14 protein-coding genes are annotated in these 15,325 nt (G+C 65.2%); 8 read left to right on the top strand and 6 right to left on the bottom strand.

The genetic code is table 11. The features are described 5' to 3' along the window. Nucleotides 1-268 precede the first annotated feature (268 nt). Nucleotides 269-1,693 (top strand): aminotransferase-like domain-containing protein, encoded by a 1,425-nt coding sequence (locus tag PPL01S_RS12630; RefSeq protein ID WP_016392043.1) that lies wholly within the window; start codon nucleotides 269-271, stop codon nucleotides 1,691-1,693. Between the two features lie 223 nt (nucleotides 1,694-1,916). Here the strand turns inward: PPL01S_RS12630 and PPL01S_RS12635 are convergent, their stop codons facing one another. The 3 genes from PPL01S_RS12635 to PPL01S_RS12645 are packed head-to-tail and all read right to left on the bottom strand — an operon-like array spanning nucleotide 1,917 to nucleotide 5,515. Beyond that, complete coding sequence (locus PPL01S_RS12635; protein ID WP_028625574.1) at nucleotides 1,917-2,939, bottom strand: histone deacetylase family protein; 1,023 nt, start codon at nucleotides 2,937-2,939, stop codon at nucleotides 1,917-1,919. Further along, on the bottom strand, nucleotides 2,939-4,180 hold the full coding sequence (locus PPL01S_RS12640) for a Zn-dependent hydrolase (RefSeq protein ID WP_028625575.1): 1,242 nt from the start codon (nucleotides 4,178-4,180) through the stop codon (nucleotides 2,939-2,941). The genes PPL01S_RS12635 and PPL01S_RS12640 overlap by 1 nt, the downstream gene beginning before the upstream one ends. 30 nt (nucleotides 4,181-4,210) lie before the next feature. Further along, nucleotides 4,211-5,515: an MFS transporter gene (locus PPL01S_RS12645; protein ID WP_016392046.1), complete on the bottom strand. Its 1,305-nt coding sequence runs from the start codon at nucleotides 5,513-5,515 to the stop codon at nucleotides 4,211-4,213. A gap of 155 nt (nucleotides 5,516-5,670) precedes the next feature. On the opposite strand from PPL01S_RS12645, the gene PPL01S_RS12650 reads away from it, so the two are divergent. Both PPL01S_RS12650 and PPL01S_RS12655 read left to right on the top strand, forming a co-directional pair. Then, a complete protein-coding gene (locus PPL01S_RS12650) occupies nucleotides 5,671-6,579 on the top strand; it encodes a LysR family transcriptional regulator (protein WP_028625576.1) in 909 nt (302 codons plus the stop codon). 127 nt (nucleotides 6,580-6,706) lie between these two features. Continuing rightward, on the top strand, nucleotides 6,707-7,249 hold the full coding sequence (locus PPL01S_RS12655) for a WYL domain-containing transcriptional regulator (RefSeq protein ID WP_016392048.1): 543 nt from the start codon (nucleotides 6,707-6,709) through the stop codon (nucleotides 7,247-7,249). 125 nt (nucleotides 7,250-7,374) lie between these two features. Here PPL01S_RS12655 and PPL01S_RS12660 read toward each other — a convergent pair whose 3' ends face one another. From PPL01S_RS12660 to codA, 3 genes are all read right to left on the bottom strand, one after another. Next, a complete protein-coding gene (locus PPL01S_RS12660; RefSeq protein WP_016392049.1) occupies nucleotides 7,375-8,109 on the bottom strand; it encodes a hypothetical protein in 735 nt (244 codons plus the stop codon). 78 nt (nucleotides 8,110-8,187) lie between these two features. After that, nucleotides 8,188-8,931, bottom strand: coding sequence for a sulfite exporter TauE/SafE family protein (locus PPL01S_RS12665; protein WP_016392050.1), 744 nt, complete (start codon nucleotides 8,929-8,931; stop codon nucleotides 8,188-8,190). A 200-nt stretch (nucleotides 8,932-9,131) separates the two neighbouring features. Next, a complete protein-coding gene (codA, locus tag PPL01S_RS12670; protein WP_016392051.1) occupies nucleotides 9,132-10,373 on the bottom strand; it encodes a cytosine deaminase in 1,242 nt (413 codons plus the stop codon). Between the two features lie 150 nt (nucleotides 10,374-10,523). On the opposite strand from codA, the gene PPL01S_RS12675 reads away from it, so the two are divergent. The 5 genes from PPL01S_RS12675 (at nucleotide 10,524) to PPL01S_RS12695 (ending at nucleotide 15,273) form a co-directional block, all read left to right on the top strand. Next, nucleotides 10,524-11,147 carry a glutathione S-transferase family protein gene (locus PPL01S_RS12675; RefSeq protein ID WP_016392052.1) on the top strand — a complete coding sequence of 208 codons (624 nt, stop codon included), beginning with the start codon at nucleotides 10,524-10,526 and terminating at the stop codon, nucleotides 11,145-11,147. Between the two features lie 83 nt (nucleotides 11,148-11,230). After that, nucleotides 11,231-11,716: a hypothetical protein gene (locus PPL01S_RS12680; RefSeq protein WP_028625577.1), complete on the top strand. Its 486-nt coding sequence runs from the start codon at nucleotides 11,231-11,233 to the stop codon at nucleotides 11,714-11,716. 89 nt (nucleotides 11,717-11,805) lie between these two features. Then, nucleotides 11,806-12,582, top strand: coding sequence for a ParA family protein (locus PPL01S_RS12685; RefSeq protein WP_016392054.1), 777 nt, complete (start codon nucleotides 11,806-11,808; stop codon nucleotides 12,580-12,582). Between the two features lie 64 nt (nucleotides 12,583-12,646). Beyond that, the gene (locus PPL01S_RS12690) at nucleotides 12,647-13,054 is read left to right on the top strand and encodes a DUF2946 domain-containing protein (RefSeq protein WP_028625578.1); all 408 of its coding nucleotides are present in this window, start codon (nucleotides 12,647-12,649) and stop codon (nucleotides 13,052-13,054) included. 68 nt (nucleotides 13,055-13,122) lie between these two features. Continuing rightward, on the top strand, nucleotides 13,123-15,273 hold the full coding sequence (locus tag PPL01S_RS12695) for a TonB-dependent receptor (RefSeq protein ID WP_028625579.1): 2,151 nt from the start codon (nucleotides 13,123-13,125) through the stop codon (nucleotides 15,271-15,273). The last annotated feature ends 52 nt before the right edge of the window (nucleotides 15,274-15,325 follow it).

The following is a 15,325-nucleotide window of genomic DNA, read 5'->3' on the forward strand; positions in this document are numbered from 1 at the left end:
CTACGGCCTCGCCTGTACATCAGTGCTAATGCGGGCAGGAGGTGTGTGGCAACACACGCAGGCCTTCCATGGCGGCCTGCTGACGCGCCCAAGGGGAACCCTCGGGCGAACTGAACATGCTTTATGTGGCGATATCTGACACCTAATGTAAAAATGTATTACTCAGAGAGCCATGCACAGCGGCATGAAAGTCGCACTGCACTGTACAGGCCGCCGATGCAATACACCCTACACAGGCCAGGCGCTACGCACCCTTCAAGGCCCCCGAATGTTTGAATTACAGCCAGACTCCTCGACCCCGCTGGTCAACCAGATCATCGACGGGCTGCGCGAGATGATCGACAACCAGACGCTCAAGCCGGGCGCCAAGGTGCCGTCTATCCGCGCCTTTGCCGCCAGCTACTCGGTGAGTACCTTCACCGTGGTCGAGGCCTACGACCGTCTGGTGGCCCAGGGCCTGCTGGTGAGCAGGGGCAACGCCGGGTTCTTCGTCAACCGCGCGGCGGCCGAGTTGCTGGATAACCACAGCGGTGAAGCCGACACCAGTCGACCATCGTTCAACTCCGAGTGGTACCTGCAGCAGATTTTCGAAACCCGCCAGTTGCCGTTCAAGCCGGGCTGTGGCTGGCTGCCCAACGACTGGATGTACGAAGACGGCCTGCGTCGCGGCCTGCGCCAGGTTGCCGGCAGCCCGCTGGAGCTGTCTGGCTACGGCGACCCGATGGGCCTGCCGGAACTGCGCGCGCTGACCGCACAGAACCTGCAGCAGGAACTGTCGATCGTTGCCAACCCGGCGCAGCTGATGCTCACCCACGGCGCCAGCCAGGCTCTGGACCTGGCTGTGCGTACTTTGGTACGCCCGGGTGACGTGGTGCTGGTGGACGACCCTGGCTACCCCAACCTGATGAGCGTGCTGCGCACCCAGGGCGCCACGCTGGTGGGCGTGCCGCGTACGCCCAACGGCTACGACCTCAACCACCTGGAACAATTGCTGGCACAGCATCGCCCGACGGCGTTCTTCACCCAGCCCCACCTGCACAGCCCGACCTGTTCGCGCACGCCGCTGCCGCAGCTGCATCGGTTGCTGCAACTGGCCAGCCAGCACGGCTTCCGGCTGGTGGAGAACAACCTGTACGCCGACATGATCGCCGAGCCGCAGCCGTGCCTGGCCAGCCTCGACCACCTGCACCAGGTGGTGTACGTGGGCAGCTACTCGAAGAGCATCTCGCCCAACGTGCGGGTCGGCTACCTGCTGGCCAGCCCGGAGCTTGCGCAGAAGCTGTTGCACATGAAGATGCGTTCGGGCCTGACCACCTCGCAGGTGATGGAGCGCGTGGTGTACGCCGCGATCATCGACGGGCGCTGGCGCAAGCACCTCAAGCGCCTGCGCCAGCGCCTGGCCGAGGCGCATCAGGATGTGGGCCGGCACCTGCATCGGCTGGGCTTCGAGCTGTTCACCGAGTCGGACGAGGGGATGTACATCTGGACCCGGCACCCGGCGATCCCGGACAGTGCGGCGCTGCTCGACGATGCGCTGGAGAAAGGCATCATGCTCGGGCCTGGGCAGTTGTTCATGGTCGATGCCAAGCCGACCGGGTGGATGCGGTTCAATGTGGCGTTCAGTACGGATCCGGCGATGTGGGAGTTGTTGGAGAGGGTGCTGGTGAAGCATGTGCGCCGGGGTGGACTGTAGGCGCTTGTCGCGGGGTTTTGGGTGTTTGTGAGATCGAGCGCCGCACGCGCGGCGCATCGCGAGCTGCGCTCGCTCCTACGCTTGTTTCGGGCCAGTGATGTCTGTGATGGAGGCGCGCGGCCGCCTTGTTTGTACGACGCGATACCGTGTCATGCGCCAAGGCGTTCGCGCGGGCGGCGCTCGATTTCATGACCGCTGAAACTCCTGTGAAAAACCCATCTACCTACCGCCAATCCCCCTTCTGGGCAAAGAACGCCCGAGCATTCGCCTCAAGGCTCTCCAGGTGATACCCCCCCTCCTGCACAATCACGCACGGCATGCGCAACGCCCGAATCCGCTCCCCCAGCGCCGCAAACCCTTCAGTCGTCACCGCCACCTTGCTCTGCGGGTCCAGCTCGTAGATATCGAACCCCAACGAAAGCACCAGCACCTCGGCACCAAAGTCCTTCACCGCATCCAGCGCAATTTCCAGCTGCCCCATGAAGTCCGCCTCGCTGGCCCCATGGGCCATCGGCAGATTGAGGTTGTAACCCTCCCCCGCGCCACTGCCGCGCTCGTCCTCGAACCCCGCCACGCCTGGGTAGAAGTTGGTCGGATCACCATGGGTCGACACGTACAGCACGTCGTTGCGTGCGTAGAAGATCTCCTGGATCCCCTGCCCATGGTGCATGTCGGTATCGAGGATCGCCACGCGGCTGTAGCGGCTGCGCAGGGCCTGGGCGGCAACGGCGGCGTTGTTGAGGTAGCAGAAGCCACCGGCCGCATCGAACCGCGCATGGTGCCCTGGTGGCCGGCACAGGGCGTAGGCCGCCGGCTCGCCATCGACAATCGCCTTGGCCGCGGCCACCGCGCTCTGCGCCGACCAGTATGCCGAACGCCAGGTGTGTTCGCCTACCGGGCAGCTGCCATCGGCCAGGTAACGCGCAGCCTGGGCGAGAATGCCGCGCAGGGCGTTGGGTTCGCGGACGAAGATGTTGGACATGACTTCATCGCCCCAATCCTCGGGCACCTCCTTCCAGCGCGTGTGGGCCTCTTCGAGGAAGGCCAGGTAGGCCTCGCCGTGCACGGCCTTCAGCGGTGCCAGGCCGGCGTCGTCGGGCTGACGGATGTCGAAGCCAAGGTCCTTGGCCGCCTGCAACAGGCGCTGGGCGCGCTCGGGGACTTCCTGCGGGGTGCGCATGGCGCCGCGCGAGTAGTAGCTGCGCGGGTGGTGCAACAGCTGTTCGGGGTGGAAGTAGCAACGCATCAGGCTTCTCCTTGTTCGACTTGGCCGGCGCGGGCCAGCACGGCATTGAGCAGTACGTCTGCGCCCTGGCGGGCGTCCTCGGGCAGCACGTCTTCGGCCTCGTTGTGGCTCAGACCACCGACACAGGGGATGAATACCATCGCCGTCGGGCAGTAGCGAGCCAGCAGGATGGCATCATGACCGGCGCCGCTGACGATGCGTTGCTGGGCATATCCCAGGCCATCGACTGCCTGCTGCACGGCGGACACGCAGTCAGCATCGAACGGCGTCGCCGGGCTGACCCAGTGGCGCTCGATGCGCACCTGCAGGCCGCGCTTCTCGGCAATCGCTTGCAGTTGCAAGGACAAGTCGCGCTCCATGGCCTCGATCGCCTCGTCTCGGTGATGACGCAAGTCGACAGTGAAACGCAGTACACCGGGGATGGTATTGCGCGACGACTTGGCGATCGACAGCTCACCCACGGTGGTCAGGCCCTCGGGGGCGAAGTCGGCGGCCAGCTGCTCGACCGCCTGGATCATCCGCGCCGCGCCATACAGGGCGTCCTTGCGCAGCGGCATCGGCGTGGTGCCGGCGTGGGCGGCCATGCCTTCGACGGTCACGTCCAGCCAGCGGATGGCCTGTCCGCCCGTGACCACGCCGATGGCCTTGGCGTTGTCTTCGAGGATCGGGCCTTGCTCGATGTGCGCCTCGAAGTAGGCATCGACCTGGCCGCCCAACGGGCGCTGGCCAGCATAGCCGGTGCGCTGCAGCTCATCGGCCACGCTGATGCCGTCGGCATCGCCGATGGCCAGGGCCTGCTCCAGCGCCAAGGTGCCGGTGAACACCGCCGAGCCGAACATGGCCGGGGTGAAGCGGGCGCCCTCCTCGTTGGTCCATACGGCGATTTCCAGCGGTTTGCGGGTCTTGATGTTCAAGTCGTCGAGGCGGCGTACCACCTCCAGGCCCGCCAACACACCGTAGACGCCATCGAAACGGCCGCCTTCGGGCTGGGTGTCGAGGTGGCTGCCCATCATCACCGGGGCGGCTTCGGGGTCGGTGCCGGGGCGGCGGGCGAACAGGTTGCCGATGGCGTCCACGGTCAGGTCAAGGCCGGCCTCGCGGCACCAGTGGCTGAACAGTTCGCGGCCGGCCCTGTCCTCGTCGCTCAGGGCCAGGCGGCAACTGCCGCCACGGGCGGTAGCACCGACTTCGGCCATGGCCATCAGGCTCGCCCACAGGCGTTCGCCATTGCTCTTCAACATGGGGGGTAACTCCTCGCTAAAACGGATGATTCAGGCCAGTTCCAGGTGCTGGCTGCGGGCGTACTGACGCGCCAGGGCCAGCACGCAGACCAGGGAAATACTGGCGATCAGGGTGTAGAACAGGGCCATCGGCCACCATTGCCCGGTAAAGCTGTGGGCGAGCCAGGTACCGATCAGCGGGGTCAGGCCACCGGCGATGGCTCCGCAGACCTGGTAGGCCATGGAAATCGCGGTGTAGCGCACGCGGGTTTCGAACATGCCGCTGACATAGCCGGCGATCACCGCGTAGAACGACGCCATGCAGGCGGCGGCCAGAGCGATACCGAGCACGATCAACGGGCCTTGGCCGGTGCTGACCAGCACGAACATCGGATAGGGCGAGCCCATTGCCAGCAGCGCAACCAGGGCCAGGAAGCGGGTGGCACCGAGCTTTTCCGACAGCCACGCGGCCAGCGGCTGCACGCAGAACTGAATGATGGCCACGAAGAACAGGCATTCGAGGATCAGCGATCGCTCAAGGTGCAGCTGCTGAGTGGTGTAACTGATCATGAAGGTGTTGGTGAAATAGACCCCGGCGATGCCCAGCGTGTTGGCGCCGATGCACAGCAACAGCGGGCGCCAGGCAGTGCGAAGCACCTCCAGCACCGGGGCCTGCTCTTGGCGAAGGGCCTTTTGCGCCTGCTCGCGGCTGGCGAGGAACTCCGGCGACTCGTTCACGCCCAGGCGGATCGCCAGGCCCACCAGCAGCAACAGCGCGCTGGCCAGGAACGGCACGCGCCAGCCCCAGCTCATCAGGTCTTCCTCAGGCAGGCGAGTGACAGCGCCGAATGCCAGCAGCGAGAGAATCAACCCCGCCGGGCTGCCCAGTTGGGCGAACGAGGCGAAGAAATTGCGCCGGCCCTTGGGTGCATGTTCACCCGCCATCAACACCGCCCCGCCCCACTCTCCGCCCACGGCAATGCCCTGCACGACGCGCAGGATGATCAGCAGCACCGGCGCAGCCGCGCCAATCTGCGCGTAGGTCGGCAGCAGGCCGATGCATACGGTGACGATGCCCATCATCAGCAGCGTGATGACCAGCGACTTCTTGCGACCGATGCGGTCCCCCACATGGCCAAACACGATGCCGCCCAGCGGGCGGGCGAAAAAGCCCACGGCGAAGGTGCCGAAGGCGGCCATGGTGCTGAACAGGCTGTCGTCGGAGGGGAAGAACAAGGCGCCGAACACCAGGGCGGCGGCAGTGGCGTATATGTAGAAGTCGTACCACTCGATCATGGTACCGATGAACGCGGCGGCGGCGGCACGGCGCGGCTGGGCAGAAGCGGTGGGCTTCATGGGGGCTCCTTTGCTTGTTGTTCTGGCAGGAGTGAGTGGGTTCACAGTGGCGCTCTGGCGGCGCTCTGAGAAGGATTTATCGTTCCGGGGCTATGATTAGTCAATTTTCTATTTATTATTCGAACTATTAATCGTGCTTATCATCGAGCCTGACCATGTCCGACCGCCTGCTCAACGACCGCCTCGACTGGAACCTGCTGCGCACCTTCCGGGTGATCGGCCAGGAGTTGTCCATCAGCCGCGCCGCCGCGCGTCTGCACCTGACGCAGCCGGCGGTGAGCCAGGCGCTCAAGCGCCTGGAAGACCAGCTTGGCCGCCAGTTGATCGCCCGTCGCGGGCCGCGCTTCGTGTTGACCGACATGGGCGAGCAGCTGTTCCAGCTGGCCGGCGAGGTGTACGGGCAGATGTCGCAGATCGGCGGGCTGCTGGAGCAACCGGCGGATGAGCTGGTGGGCAAGGTGCGCCTGCTGATGATCAGCCGTATCGTCAGCGAGCGTTTCGACGACTTTCTCGCCGAGTTTCACCGCCAGCATCCGCGGGTGGATGTGGAGATCGATGTGATGCGCAGCTCCGACATCGTCGCTGCGCTGCAGGAAAAGACCGCCACAGTGGGGCTGAGTCTCAACCGTCGGCCGCAACCACGGCTCGAGCAACGCTTGTTCCTGCGCCAGCGCTATGCCTTTTTCTGCGGCAAGCACCATGCCCTCTTCGGCCAGGCGCAGGGCGACCTGCAGCGGGAAAATTTCGTCAGTTTCACCAGTGACCAGATCGGCGGGATGCTCTCGCCGCTGACCATCTTTCGTGACCAGCAAGGGTTCTCCGGGCGGATCGTGGCCTCTTCACCGAGCCTGGAGGAGGTGCGCCGGCTGGTGATCGCCGGGTTCGGCATCGGTTGCCTGCCGGAACACGTGGTGGCGCCGGATGTGGCCGCCGGGTCACTGTGGAAGCTGCCGCCGCAGGACGGCATCGCGGATGTCGACATCCACCTGCTGTGGAACCGCGAGCAGCGCCTGAGCAGGGCCGAAGAGGTGTTCATCGACGCATTGCAAGCGAGCCTCGACTGACCCGGCACGCGCGCAGCCTCGGTTTGGCTAAACTTGGATCCCATTCCCCGAGCGGGTATGCTTGACGCAATAGCCAAGTGCCACCACCCTCGGCGCACCTTGCGCCTGGGACTCAAGGAAGAGATCCGTGCCCAGCCACCCTACCCGCCACACCATCGCCCGCCAGTGGCAACTGCTCAAGCTGCTGCCCGACCGCCACCCCGGCCAGAGCGCGACACAATTGCAGGCCGCGCTGGCCAAGGCTGGCCACAAGACCAGCAAGCGCACGGTCGAGCGCGACCTCAATGAACTGGCCATGCTGTTCCCGGTGCACTGCAACAGCAAGGGGATGCCCTATGGCTGGTATTGGCAACCGGGGCTGGACCCCAGCCAGCTGGAGCAAATGCAGCCGGATGTGCTATCGCCCACTGCGCGGATCGAACTGCGTGCCTGGGTCGACGACGGCCTGGCTCGACGACTCGAGGATCAGCCGCTGTCCGACGACATGCGCCTGGCGCCAGAGGAAACCGGCGGGGCGAAACTGGACGCTACCGTCGATGACAGCCGGGCCTTGATGGGCTGGCTGCTTTCGCACGCAGGGTCCATCCGCGTAAAGGCGCCGGAGGCGTTGCGCGTCGCCATGGTCGAGCAACTGCGCCAGAGCCTGGCCATGCATGGTGGCGGTGCCTGACAAGCCCTGTGGGGACCCTGTGGGAGCCGGCTTGCCGGCGATAGGGCCAGAACAGACTGTTCGAGGTTGCCTGCTCGGGCCTCATCGCCGGCAAGCCGGCTCCTACAGGGATCGTGCGAGGCCGCTCAGGACGGCAAGCTGCTCATGCGTCGCCGCGCCAGGCAGGCATAGGCCAGGACCAGCACGGCCAGCGCCAGTACAGCTAGCAGCGCTATCAATTCGCTGCTGTATCGCGCCACCAGCGCGGGGAAGCCGGCAAATTCGCGGTAGATCCGCACATCGGCCACCCCGTCGGCGTGGCTGATGCTGATACCGCCCTGGCGGACCTGCGTATAGTCGGCATCGAAATAGACCCAGACCTTGCACGCCCCGCCCGGCTCGATGCCGGCGATCTCGACCAAGGGTGTCGCGGCTTCATAGAGCGTATCGTTGCCCGCCCCATCGCGCACCTGCACCAGGCCTTTGGCGGGCAGGCGGATCCTGACCTCGCGCACGGGCGTGTCGCCGGTGTTGTGCAGGTCGATGAGCAAGCCGGTGCGGTGGTCGACCAGCCCCGCCTCGAACGGCGTGGCGAACAACTGAGCGTAGGGCGCCTGGGCCAGTTCCACCAGCTTGTCGACCTGGTCCTGGCTCAGGGTGCCTTGGCCGATGCGAGCGATATGAGGCTGCAGCTGTTCATACTTGAGCTGCTCGTTGGCCTTGCTGATGCGCTCGCTGAACTGGCTCGGGTAGGTGAGATAGGCGTAGGTCAGGGATGCATCCAGTCGGGCGGAGTCCTTGAACACCAGATAGACCAGCAGCATGGCGGTCAGGGCCAGCAGCGTGGCGAAGAGGCGTTTCCCGACGTAGTCCCGGCTCAATGTTGTATTCCTTATATAGCGCCTGGAAAGTGTGAACAGGCCCAAAGGGTGCCAAGTTCAATGCCCTCAGGCAAGTCTTCAGCGGCCCAATAAAGGGGGCAACGCTGCCACCAGCATGGCCAGCCCGGACAAAGTCAGCAAGCCCAGCACCACCCGGCGAAACGCTTGTTCGCTGATGCCCAGGTATACCCGCGTGCCGAGCAACGCCGGCAGGGCCATGGCCAGTAGCACGACGCCGAACGATGGCAGCATGTCGCGGGTGACCACGCCGGTGCCCAGGTAGGTGAGCATCGTCACCAGCAGCATCGACAGGTTGAAGTTCTGGATCACCGCGCGCTGGGTGTCACGCTCGAAGCCGCGCAAGGTACACCACAGTGTAGGTACTGTACCGGTAAAGCCACCGATGCCGCCCAGCGCGCCGCCGAGCATGCCCACCGCACCGTCGGCCAGGCGGTTGCCTGGCAGCCGTGGCAGGCGCGGTGCCAGCAGCATCAGGGGGCACCACAGCACCAGCAGCGTGCCGAACACGGCCTTGAACCACAGCATGTCCAGGTACGGCAGCACCCACACGCCGAGCGGGATGCCGGCCAGGCCGCCAAGCACGAAGGGCCACAGCAACGGCCAGCTGAAACCGCGGCGCACACTGAACACGGCGATGAGCTGGCCGGCAAGGCTGCCGAACACGGTCAGCGAGGCCGCCAGGCGCGGCTCCAGGCCCCAGGCCCAGAACGACATCGCGACCATGCCGAAGGCGAACCCGGAAAGGCCCTGGACGAAGCCGGCGACGATGGCGCCGGTGGCGATGAGGTAGAGCGAGTCCATAGATCCTTGTCAGCCTGGCGGGATTCAGCGCCCTACCCTGCCAGAGCAGCAGGCGAATGTCTTCTCGAAGCAGGTTTGGCTTGGCTGCTGACTTTCTTTGCAGGAGCCGGCTTGCCGGCGATGCAGGCGCCTCGGAGCATGGCACCGGCTTCGCCGGTGATCGCCGGCAAGCCGGCTCCCACAGGGAACGCGCGAACGTTCTACAGGTAGCGCTCGACCTGCGCCGGGGTGCGCCGCATCAGAACCTTGCCGTGACGCACCGACACCAGCGCATGCCCCTGGCTGCGGACCATTTCGTAATCATCGGGGGCCGACAGCAGCAACAGGTTCGCCGGGCGGCCCACCTCGATGCCGTAGCGCTCGCCCAGGTGGAGCGTGCGGGCACTGTTGTCGGTGATCAGGGCGAGGCAACGTTGCAGGTCTTCGTAGCCAAGCATGTGGCAGATGTGCAGGCCCGCCTCGAGAATGCGCAGGATGTTGCCGTTGCCCAACGGGTACCAGGGGTCGACGATCGAATCCTGGCCGAAGCAGACGTTCATCCCCGCCCGGTCGATCTCGGCGACGCGGGTCAGGCCGCGGCGTTTCGGATAGGTGTCGAAGCGTCCCTGCAGGTGGATGCTCTCGGTCGGGCACGAGACGAAGTTGATGCCCGACATCTTCAGCAGGCGGAACAGCTTGGAGCAGTAGGCGTTGTCATAGGAGCCCATGGCCGTGGTGTGGCTCGCCGTCACCCGCGCGCCCATGCCCCGTACCCGTGCCTCTTCGGCCAGCACTTCGAGAAAGCGCGACTGAGGATCATCGGTTTCGTCGCAATGCACATCCACCAGGCAGCCGGTGCGCTCAGCCAGGTCCATGAGGAACTTCAGCGACGACACCCCTTGCTCGCGGGTGTTCTCGAAGTGCGGGATGCCGCCGACCACATCGGCGCCGAGGGTCACTGCCTCGGTCATCAGCGCCCGGCCATTGGTGAACGACTCGATGCCCTCCTGGGGAAAGGCGACGATCTGCAGGTCGACCAGGCCACGCACCTCGTCGCGCACCTCGACCATGGCCTTGAGCGCCGTGAGCTTGGGATCGGTCACGTCGACGTGGGAACGCACATGCTGGATGCCGTGGTCCACCAGCATGCCGATGGTCTTTTTGGCGCGGATCTTGATGTCGTCATGGGTGGTGATCGCCTTGCGCTCGGCCCAGCGTTCGATGCCTTCGAACAATGTGCCGCTCATGTTCCACTTCGGCTCGCCCGCCGTGAGGGTCGCATCCAGGTGTATGTGCGGCTCGATGAAGGGCGCCACCACCAGGTTCTGCGCGGCATCCAGGTCATCGTCAGCGCCGAGGGTCGCCACCTCGGCCTGGGGTTCGATGGCGGCGATGCGTTCGCCTTGCAGCTCGATGCGGAACAGGCCGGCCTTGCCACACAGGCGTGCATTGATGATGTTCATTAGGTTTCTCCTTGCCTTGGGCTTGGGTCATGCGCCCTGACAGCATAGCGACCGCACCCGCCCAAGCAGAAGCGTTCGATCTCCAGCAGGCCCTTGACCCGCGGCATGCCGTCATGGACGATCGGCTTTCCCCCGAACAAGGATGAAGGCATGTTACGGATACTGGGCAGAGCGTCTTCCATCAACGTGCGCAAAGTCCTGTGGGCCTGCGCCGAATTCGACATCCCGTTCGAGCGCGAAGACTGGGGCACGGGCTTCCAGCCCACCGACAGCCCCGAGTTCCTGGCGCTCAACCCCAATGCCATGATCCCGGTCATCCAGGATGGTGATTTCACCCTGTGGGAATCCAACACCATCATCCGCTACCTCGCCACCCGCTATGGCGATGCCGACTGCTACCCGCCCGAGGCGATCGCCAGGGCCCGGGTGGACCAATGGATCGACTGGCAAGCCTCGGACCTGAACCGCTCATGGAGCTACGCCTTCCTGTCGCTGGTCCGGCATTCTCCCGCCCACCAGGATCCGCAGGCACTGGCCGAAGGTTGCGCAAAGTGGACGCACAACATGCAGATCCTCGAGCGTCAACTGGTCACGACCGGCGCTTATGTGGCGGGTGAGCGGTTCACCCTCGCCGATATCCCTATCGGGCTTTCGGTAAACCGCTGGTTCGAGACGCCCTTCGAGCACCCTCCGCTGCCGGCGGTTCGCGCGTACTTCGAGCGTTTGACGGAACGCCCCAGCTTCGTCGCACATGGGCGCAACGGCACGCCCTGAAGGCCGTGTGCAGCCCTGGCGCATTTGCCAGGGCGACCTCGCTATAATCGGCGTTCCGAAATGCGCGCCCAAGGCCAACCCACATGCCCCGCTTGCCGACGTTGCTGTTGCCCCTGCTGTTCATCGCCGCCCTCGGCGCCTGCGACCAGAAACCCAGCCGCGAAGAACAGATTCTGGCCAACCTGCCTTTGCAGGAAGCCTATCAACACAACATCGAGCGCATGGCCACCCTGCTCACCCGCACGCACCCGCAACTGGCCGAACAGACCATCCGCGAAGTGCTGCGCAAGCACCTCACGGTCGAGGACCAGCGCCAGGATCTGTTCAAGCTCTACAGCGAGAAGAATTTCAGCGATGCCGAGTTCGCCAGCATCGTCGCGGCCACCCGTGACCCGGCCAAGGCTCGTGCCCTCGAAGAGACCGAGGAAGGCCAGCGCCTGAGCGAAAAGCTCACCCGGCTGATGCGCGAGACGGCGCGCGACGCCAAGGTGCAGGCGTTGGCCGAACAGCGCATGCAACAAGTGGAAGATGAACTGGGCGCGCTGGAAAAAAACGCTCTGCTACGCTAGATGTAACAAGGTCTGTCACAAAACTGTCGTCTTTCGGTCATAGGATTGACCCCAACCTGACATTTCCCTTCTTCATGGATGAGCGTCTCATGCGTCGTGTGGTTTTCAATCAGAAAGGTGGCGTGGGCAAGTCGAGCATCGCCTGCAACCTGGCCGCCGCCAGTGCCGCCGAGGGTTATCGCACCTTGCTGGTCGACCTCGACCCCCAGGCCAACGCCACTTACTACCTGACGGGGCTGACCCACGACGCCATCCCGGCCGGCATCGCCGACTTCTTCCGCCAGACCCTGTCGCCAGCCACCGCTGCCGGCAAGAAGCACCGCGTGGCAATCACCGACACCCGCTATCCGAACCTGCACCTGGTGACTGCCAGCCCCGACCTCAGCGACCTGCAGAGCAAGCTGGAGCACAAGTTCAAGATCAACAAGCTGCGCAAGCTGCTGGTCGAACTGAGCGAGGACTACGAGCGGATCTACATCGACACCCCGCCTGCGCTGAACTTCTACACCTTCAGCGCCCTGGTGGCGGCCGAGCGCCTGCTCATTCCGTTCGACTGCGACAGTTTCTCGCGCCAGGCGCTGCACAGCGTCATGGCCGAGGTCGAGGAATTGCGCCAGGACCACAACCCGGTGCTGCAGGTCGAGGGGGTGGTGGTCAACCAGTTCGCCGGGCGCACGGCCTTGCATCAGACCCTGGTCGATCAGCTGCGCAGCGAAGGCTTGCCGGTATTGCCGGTGTACCTGAGCGCCTCGATCAAGATGCGCGAGTCGCACCAGGCCTCGGTGCCGCTGGTGCACCTGGCGCCGCAGCACAAGCTGTCGCTGGAGTTCGTCGACCTGCTCGACGCACTGGAGCGTGCGGCCTGATCAGGTAAAAACTCCCACGCCCAGGGGCTACCCGACCGCTCGTCCGGGTGATAGATTCGCCGCCATGAAAACCACCCGGCAGACCCGCACGCTGACCGCCTGGACGCTCTATGCCAGCGTCCTGTTCAGCCTATTGTTGTGCGGCCTGCACCATGGCCAGATGGGCGGCTTGCGCCTGGCCGGCCTGGAAGGCGGGTTCTGCTCGGTGAACAGCGAGCATGGCGTGGCAATCGACCTGGAAGGGGCCGCTGGCGACCAGCACATGGCCCAGCTCGATTGCCCGGTGTGCTCCTCGTTCGGCATGGCGGTGCCATTGACCAGCGCAGGCTGGACCTTCGCCGCCGCCCACAGCGCCGCCACCTCGCCCACGGTGGTGCGCAGCTGGGCGCAACCGCCGCCGCGCTACCAACGCCCTGCCCTCAACCCCCGCGCCTCCCCCGTCGACTTCCTCGCAGTCCTTCAATTCGCCTGACCCCAACCGGGCGCGTCTGCGTGCGCGGTCGTGGTCAGCCATGACCCTTGCGTGGAAGACAGAACAATATGCTTCGCAATACCTCTCTGGTGCTCCTCATGGGCACCTGCACCTTTGCCTGGGCGGACGATGCCGCCGTGGAACTTGGCGCCACCACCATCGACGGCGAGCGCGACGCCCCCTCCGGCGTGCAGCTGGATGAACCGATCCGCACCGGCTCGCGATTGGGCCAGAGCGCCCGCGAAACCCCCGCCTCGGTGAGCGTGTCCGACCGTCGTCTGATCGAAGCGCGCGGCGCCAAGGACAGCCAGGACGTGATCAACGCCATGACCGGCGTGAACGCCTCGGCCAACCCTGGCTTCGGTGGCTTCGTCAGCTATCGCGGTTTCACCCAGAACCAGGTCACCCAACTGTTCAACGGCATCAACCTTGGCTACAGCAGCGCCATGCGACCCGTCGATGCCTGGGTGCTGGACCGCGTCGAACTGCTCGGCGGGCCTTCGTCGTTCCTGCATGGCGCAGGCTCGGTGGGCGGCTCGATCAACTACATCACCAAGCTCGCCAGCCGCGACCAGCAGATCGTCGACGGGCGCGTGCGCTATGGCAGCTACGACGACTCGGAAGTGGCCTTCGGCATCAACCAGGCCCTGGCCAGCAACCCCGCCGATGCCCGCCACTTCATGCGCCTGGACTACAGCCACAGCGACGGCAACGGCTACATCGACCGCAACGAGCGGCAGACGGACAGCGTGGCGTTTTCGCTGCTCAGCGACCTGGCCCCCGACCTCACCCACACCCTGGCCCTGGAGTACCAGGAAGACCGCGAGGACAGCCCGTACTGGGGCGCGCCGATCTTGCCCGGGCGCAGCACCATGAAGATCGACAACAGCCGCCGCTTCGAGAACTACAACGTCGCCGACGGCCGCTACGAACAGCGCGTGCGCTGGTTGCGCTCGATCCTCGACTACCAGCTCAGCGACAGTACCAGCGTGCAGAACACGCTGTACCACTACAACGCCCAGCGCGACTACCGCAACCTGGAGCGTTACAGCTATACCAGCGACGGCAATGTGCTGCGCGCCAGCCCCTACCTGCAACGCCATGACCAGAACGTGCTGGGTGACCGCATCGAACTGCGCCATGACCACCGGCTGTTGGGCTTGGCCAGCCAATGGTCGCTGGGCCTGGACTACTCGCGCATGCGCCAGACCCTGTACCCGACCTCAGGCAGCTATACCGACGTGGTCGACCCTGACCACTTCGACCCCGGCAGTTTCCACGACATCCCCGGGGTAAATGCCGGCCTGACCAAGCAGCGGCGCCACGAGGTCACCAATCGCGCCGTGTTCGCCGAAAACCGCCTGCAACTGACCGAGCGCCTGGCCCTGCTGAGCGCCTTGCGCTACGACTACCTGGACATGCAGGTGACCAACTACGGCGCTGTCACCCCCACCTCGCCGGCCTTCTTCGAACGGCGCTGGGAACCGCTGTCGGGGCGCATCGGCCTGACCTTCGCGCTGACCCCTGTGGCCAGCGTGTATGTGCAATACAGCACCGCCGCCGACCTGCCGGCCGGTTCGCTGGCTGCGGCGACCTACTCCAACGTCGGCCTGTTCGACCTGTCCAAGGGCGAGCAGTGGGAAGTGGGCAGCAAGTTCGATTTCCTCGAAGGACGAGGGGCCGCCACCGTGGCGCTGTACCAGATCGTGCGCAAGGACTTCGCCGTGCGCGACTCGGTCGACCCCAACCAGACGGTCCAGGCCGGGCAGCAGACCTCTCGCGGCATCGAGCTGTCCGGGCGTCTGCAGGTCACGTCAAAGCTGCTGGCGGAGGCCAACTATGCCTATGTCGATGCCGAGTACGATGAATTCAACGAGGCCGTCAATGGGGTGTCGGTGTCGCGCGCAGGCAACACCCCGGTCAATGTGCCGGCCAACGTGGCCAACCTGTGGCTGACCTACAGCTTCGACCCGGCGTGGTCGGTGGGGGTGGATGGGCGCTATGTGGGTTCGGTGTATGCCGACAACGCCAACAGCCTCAAGGCCCTGGCCTATGACCTGTTCGGGGCCTTCGCCCGCTACCGGCTGGACGAGCACACCACGGTCACTGGGCGGGTGCGCAACCTGACCGATGAGGTGTACGCCAAGCAGGCCTACGGGCTGCAGTACTACATGGGCCCGCCGAGGACCTTCGAGGTGGCTGTGGACATGCGCTTCTGATACCTGAACGTGTGCCGGCCTGGTCGCCTGCCTGGCGGTGAGGCCGGTACGG

The sequence above is a fragment of the Pseudomonas plecoglossicida NBRC 103162 = DSM 15088 genome (assembly GCF_000730665.1).
GTDB lineage: Bacteria > Pseudomonadota > Gammaproteobacteria > Pseudomonadales > Pseudomonadaceae > Aquipseudomonas > Aquipseudomonas plecoglossicida.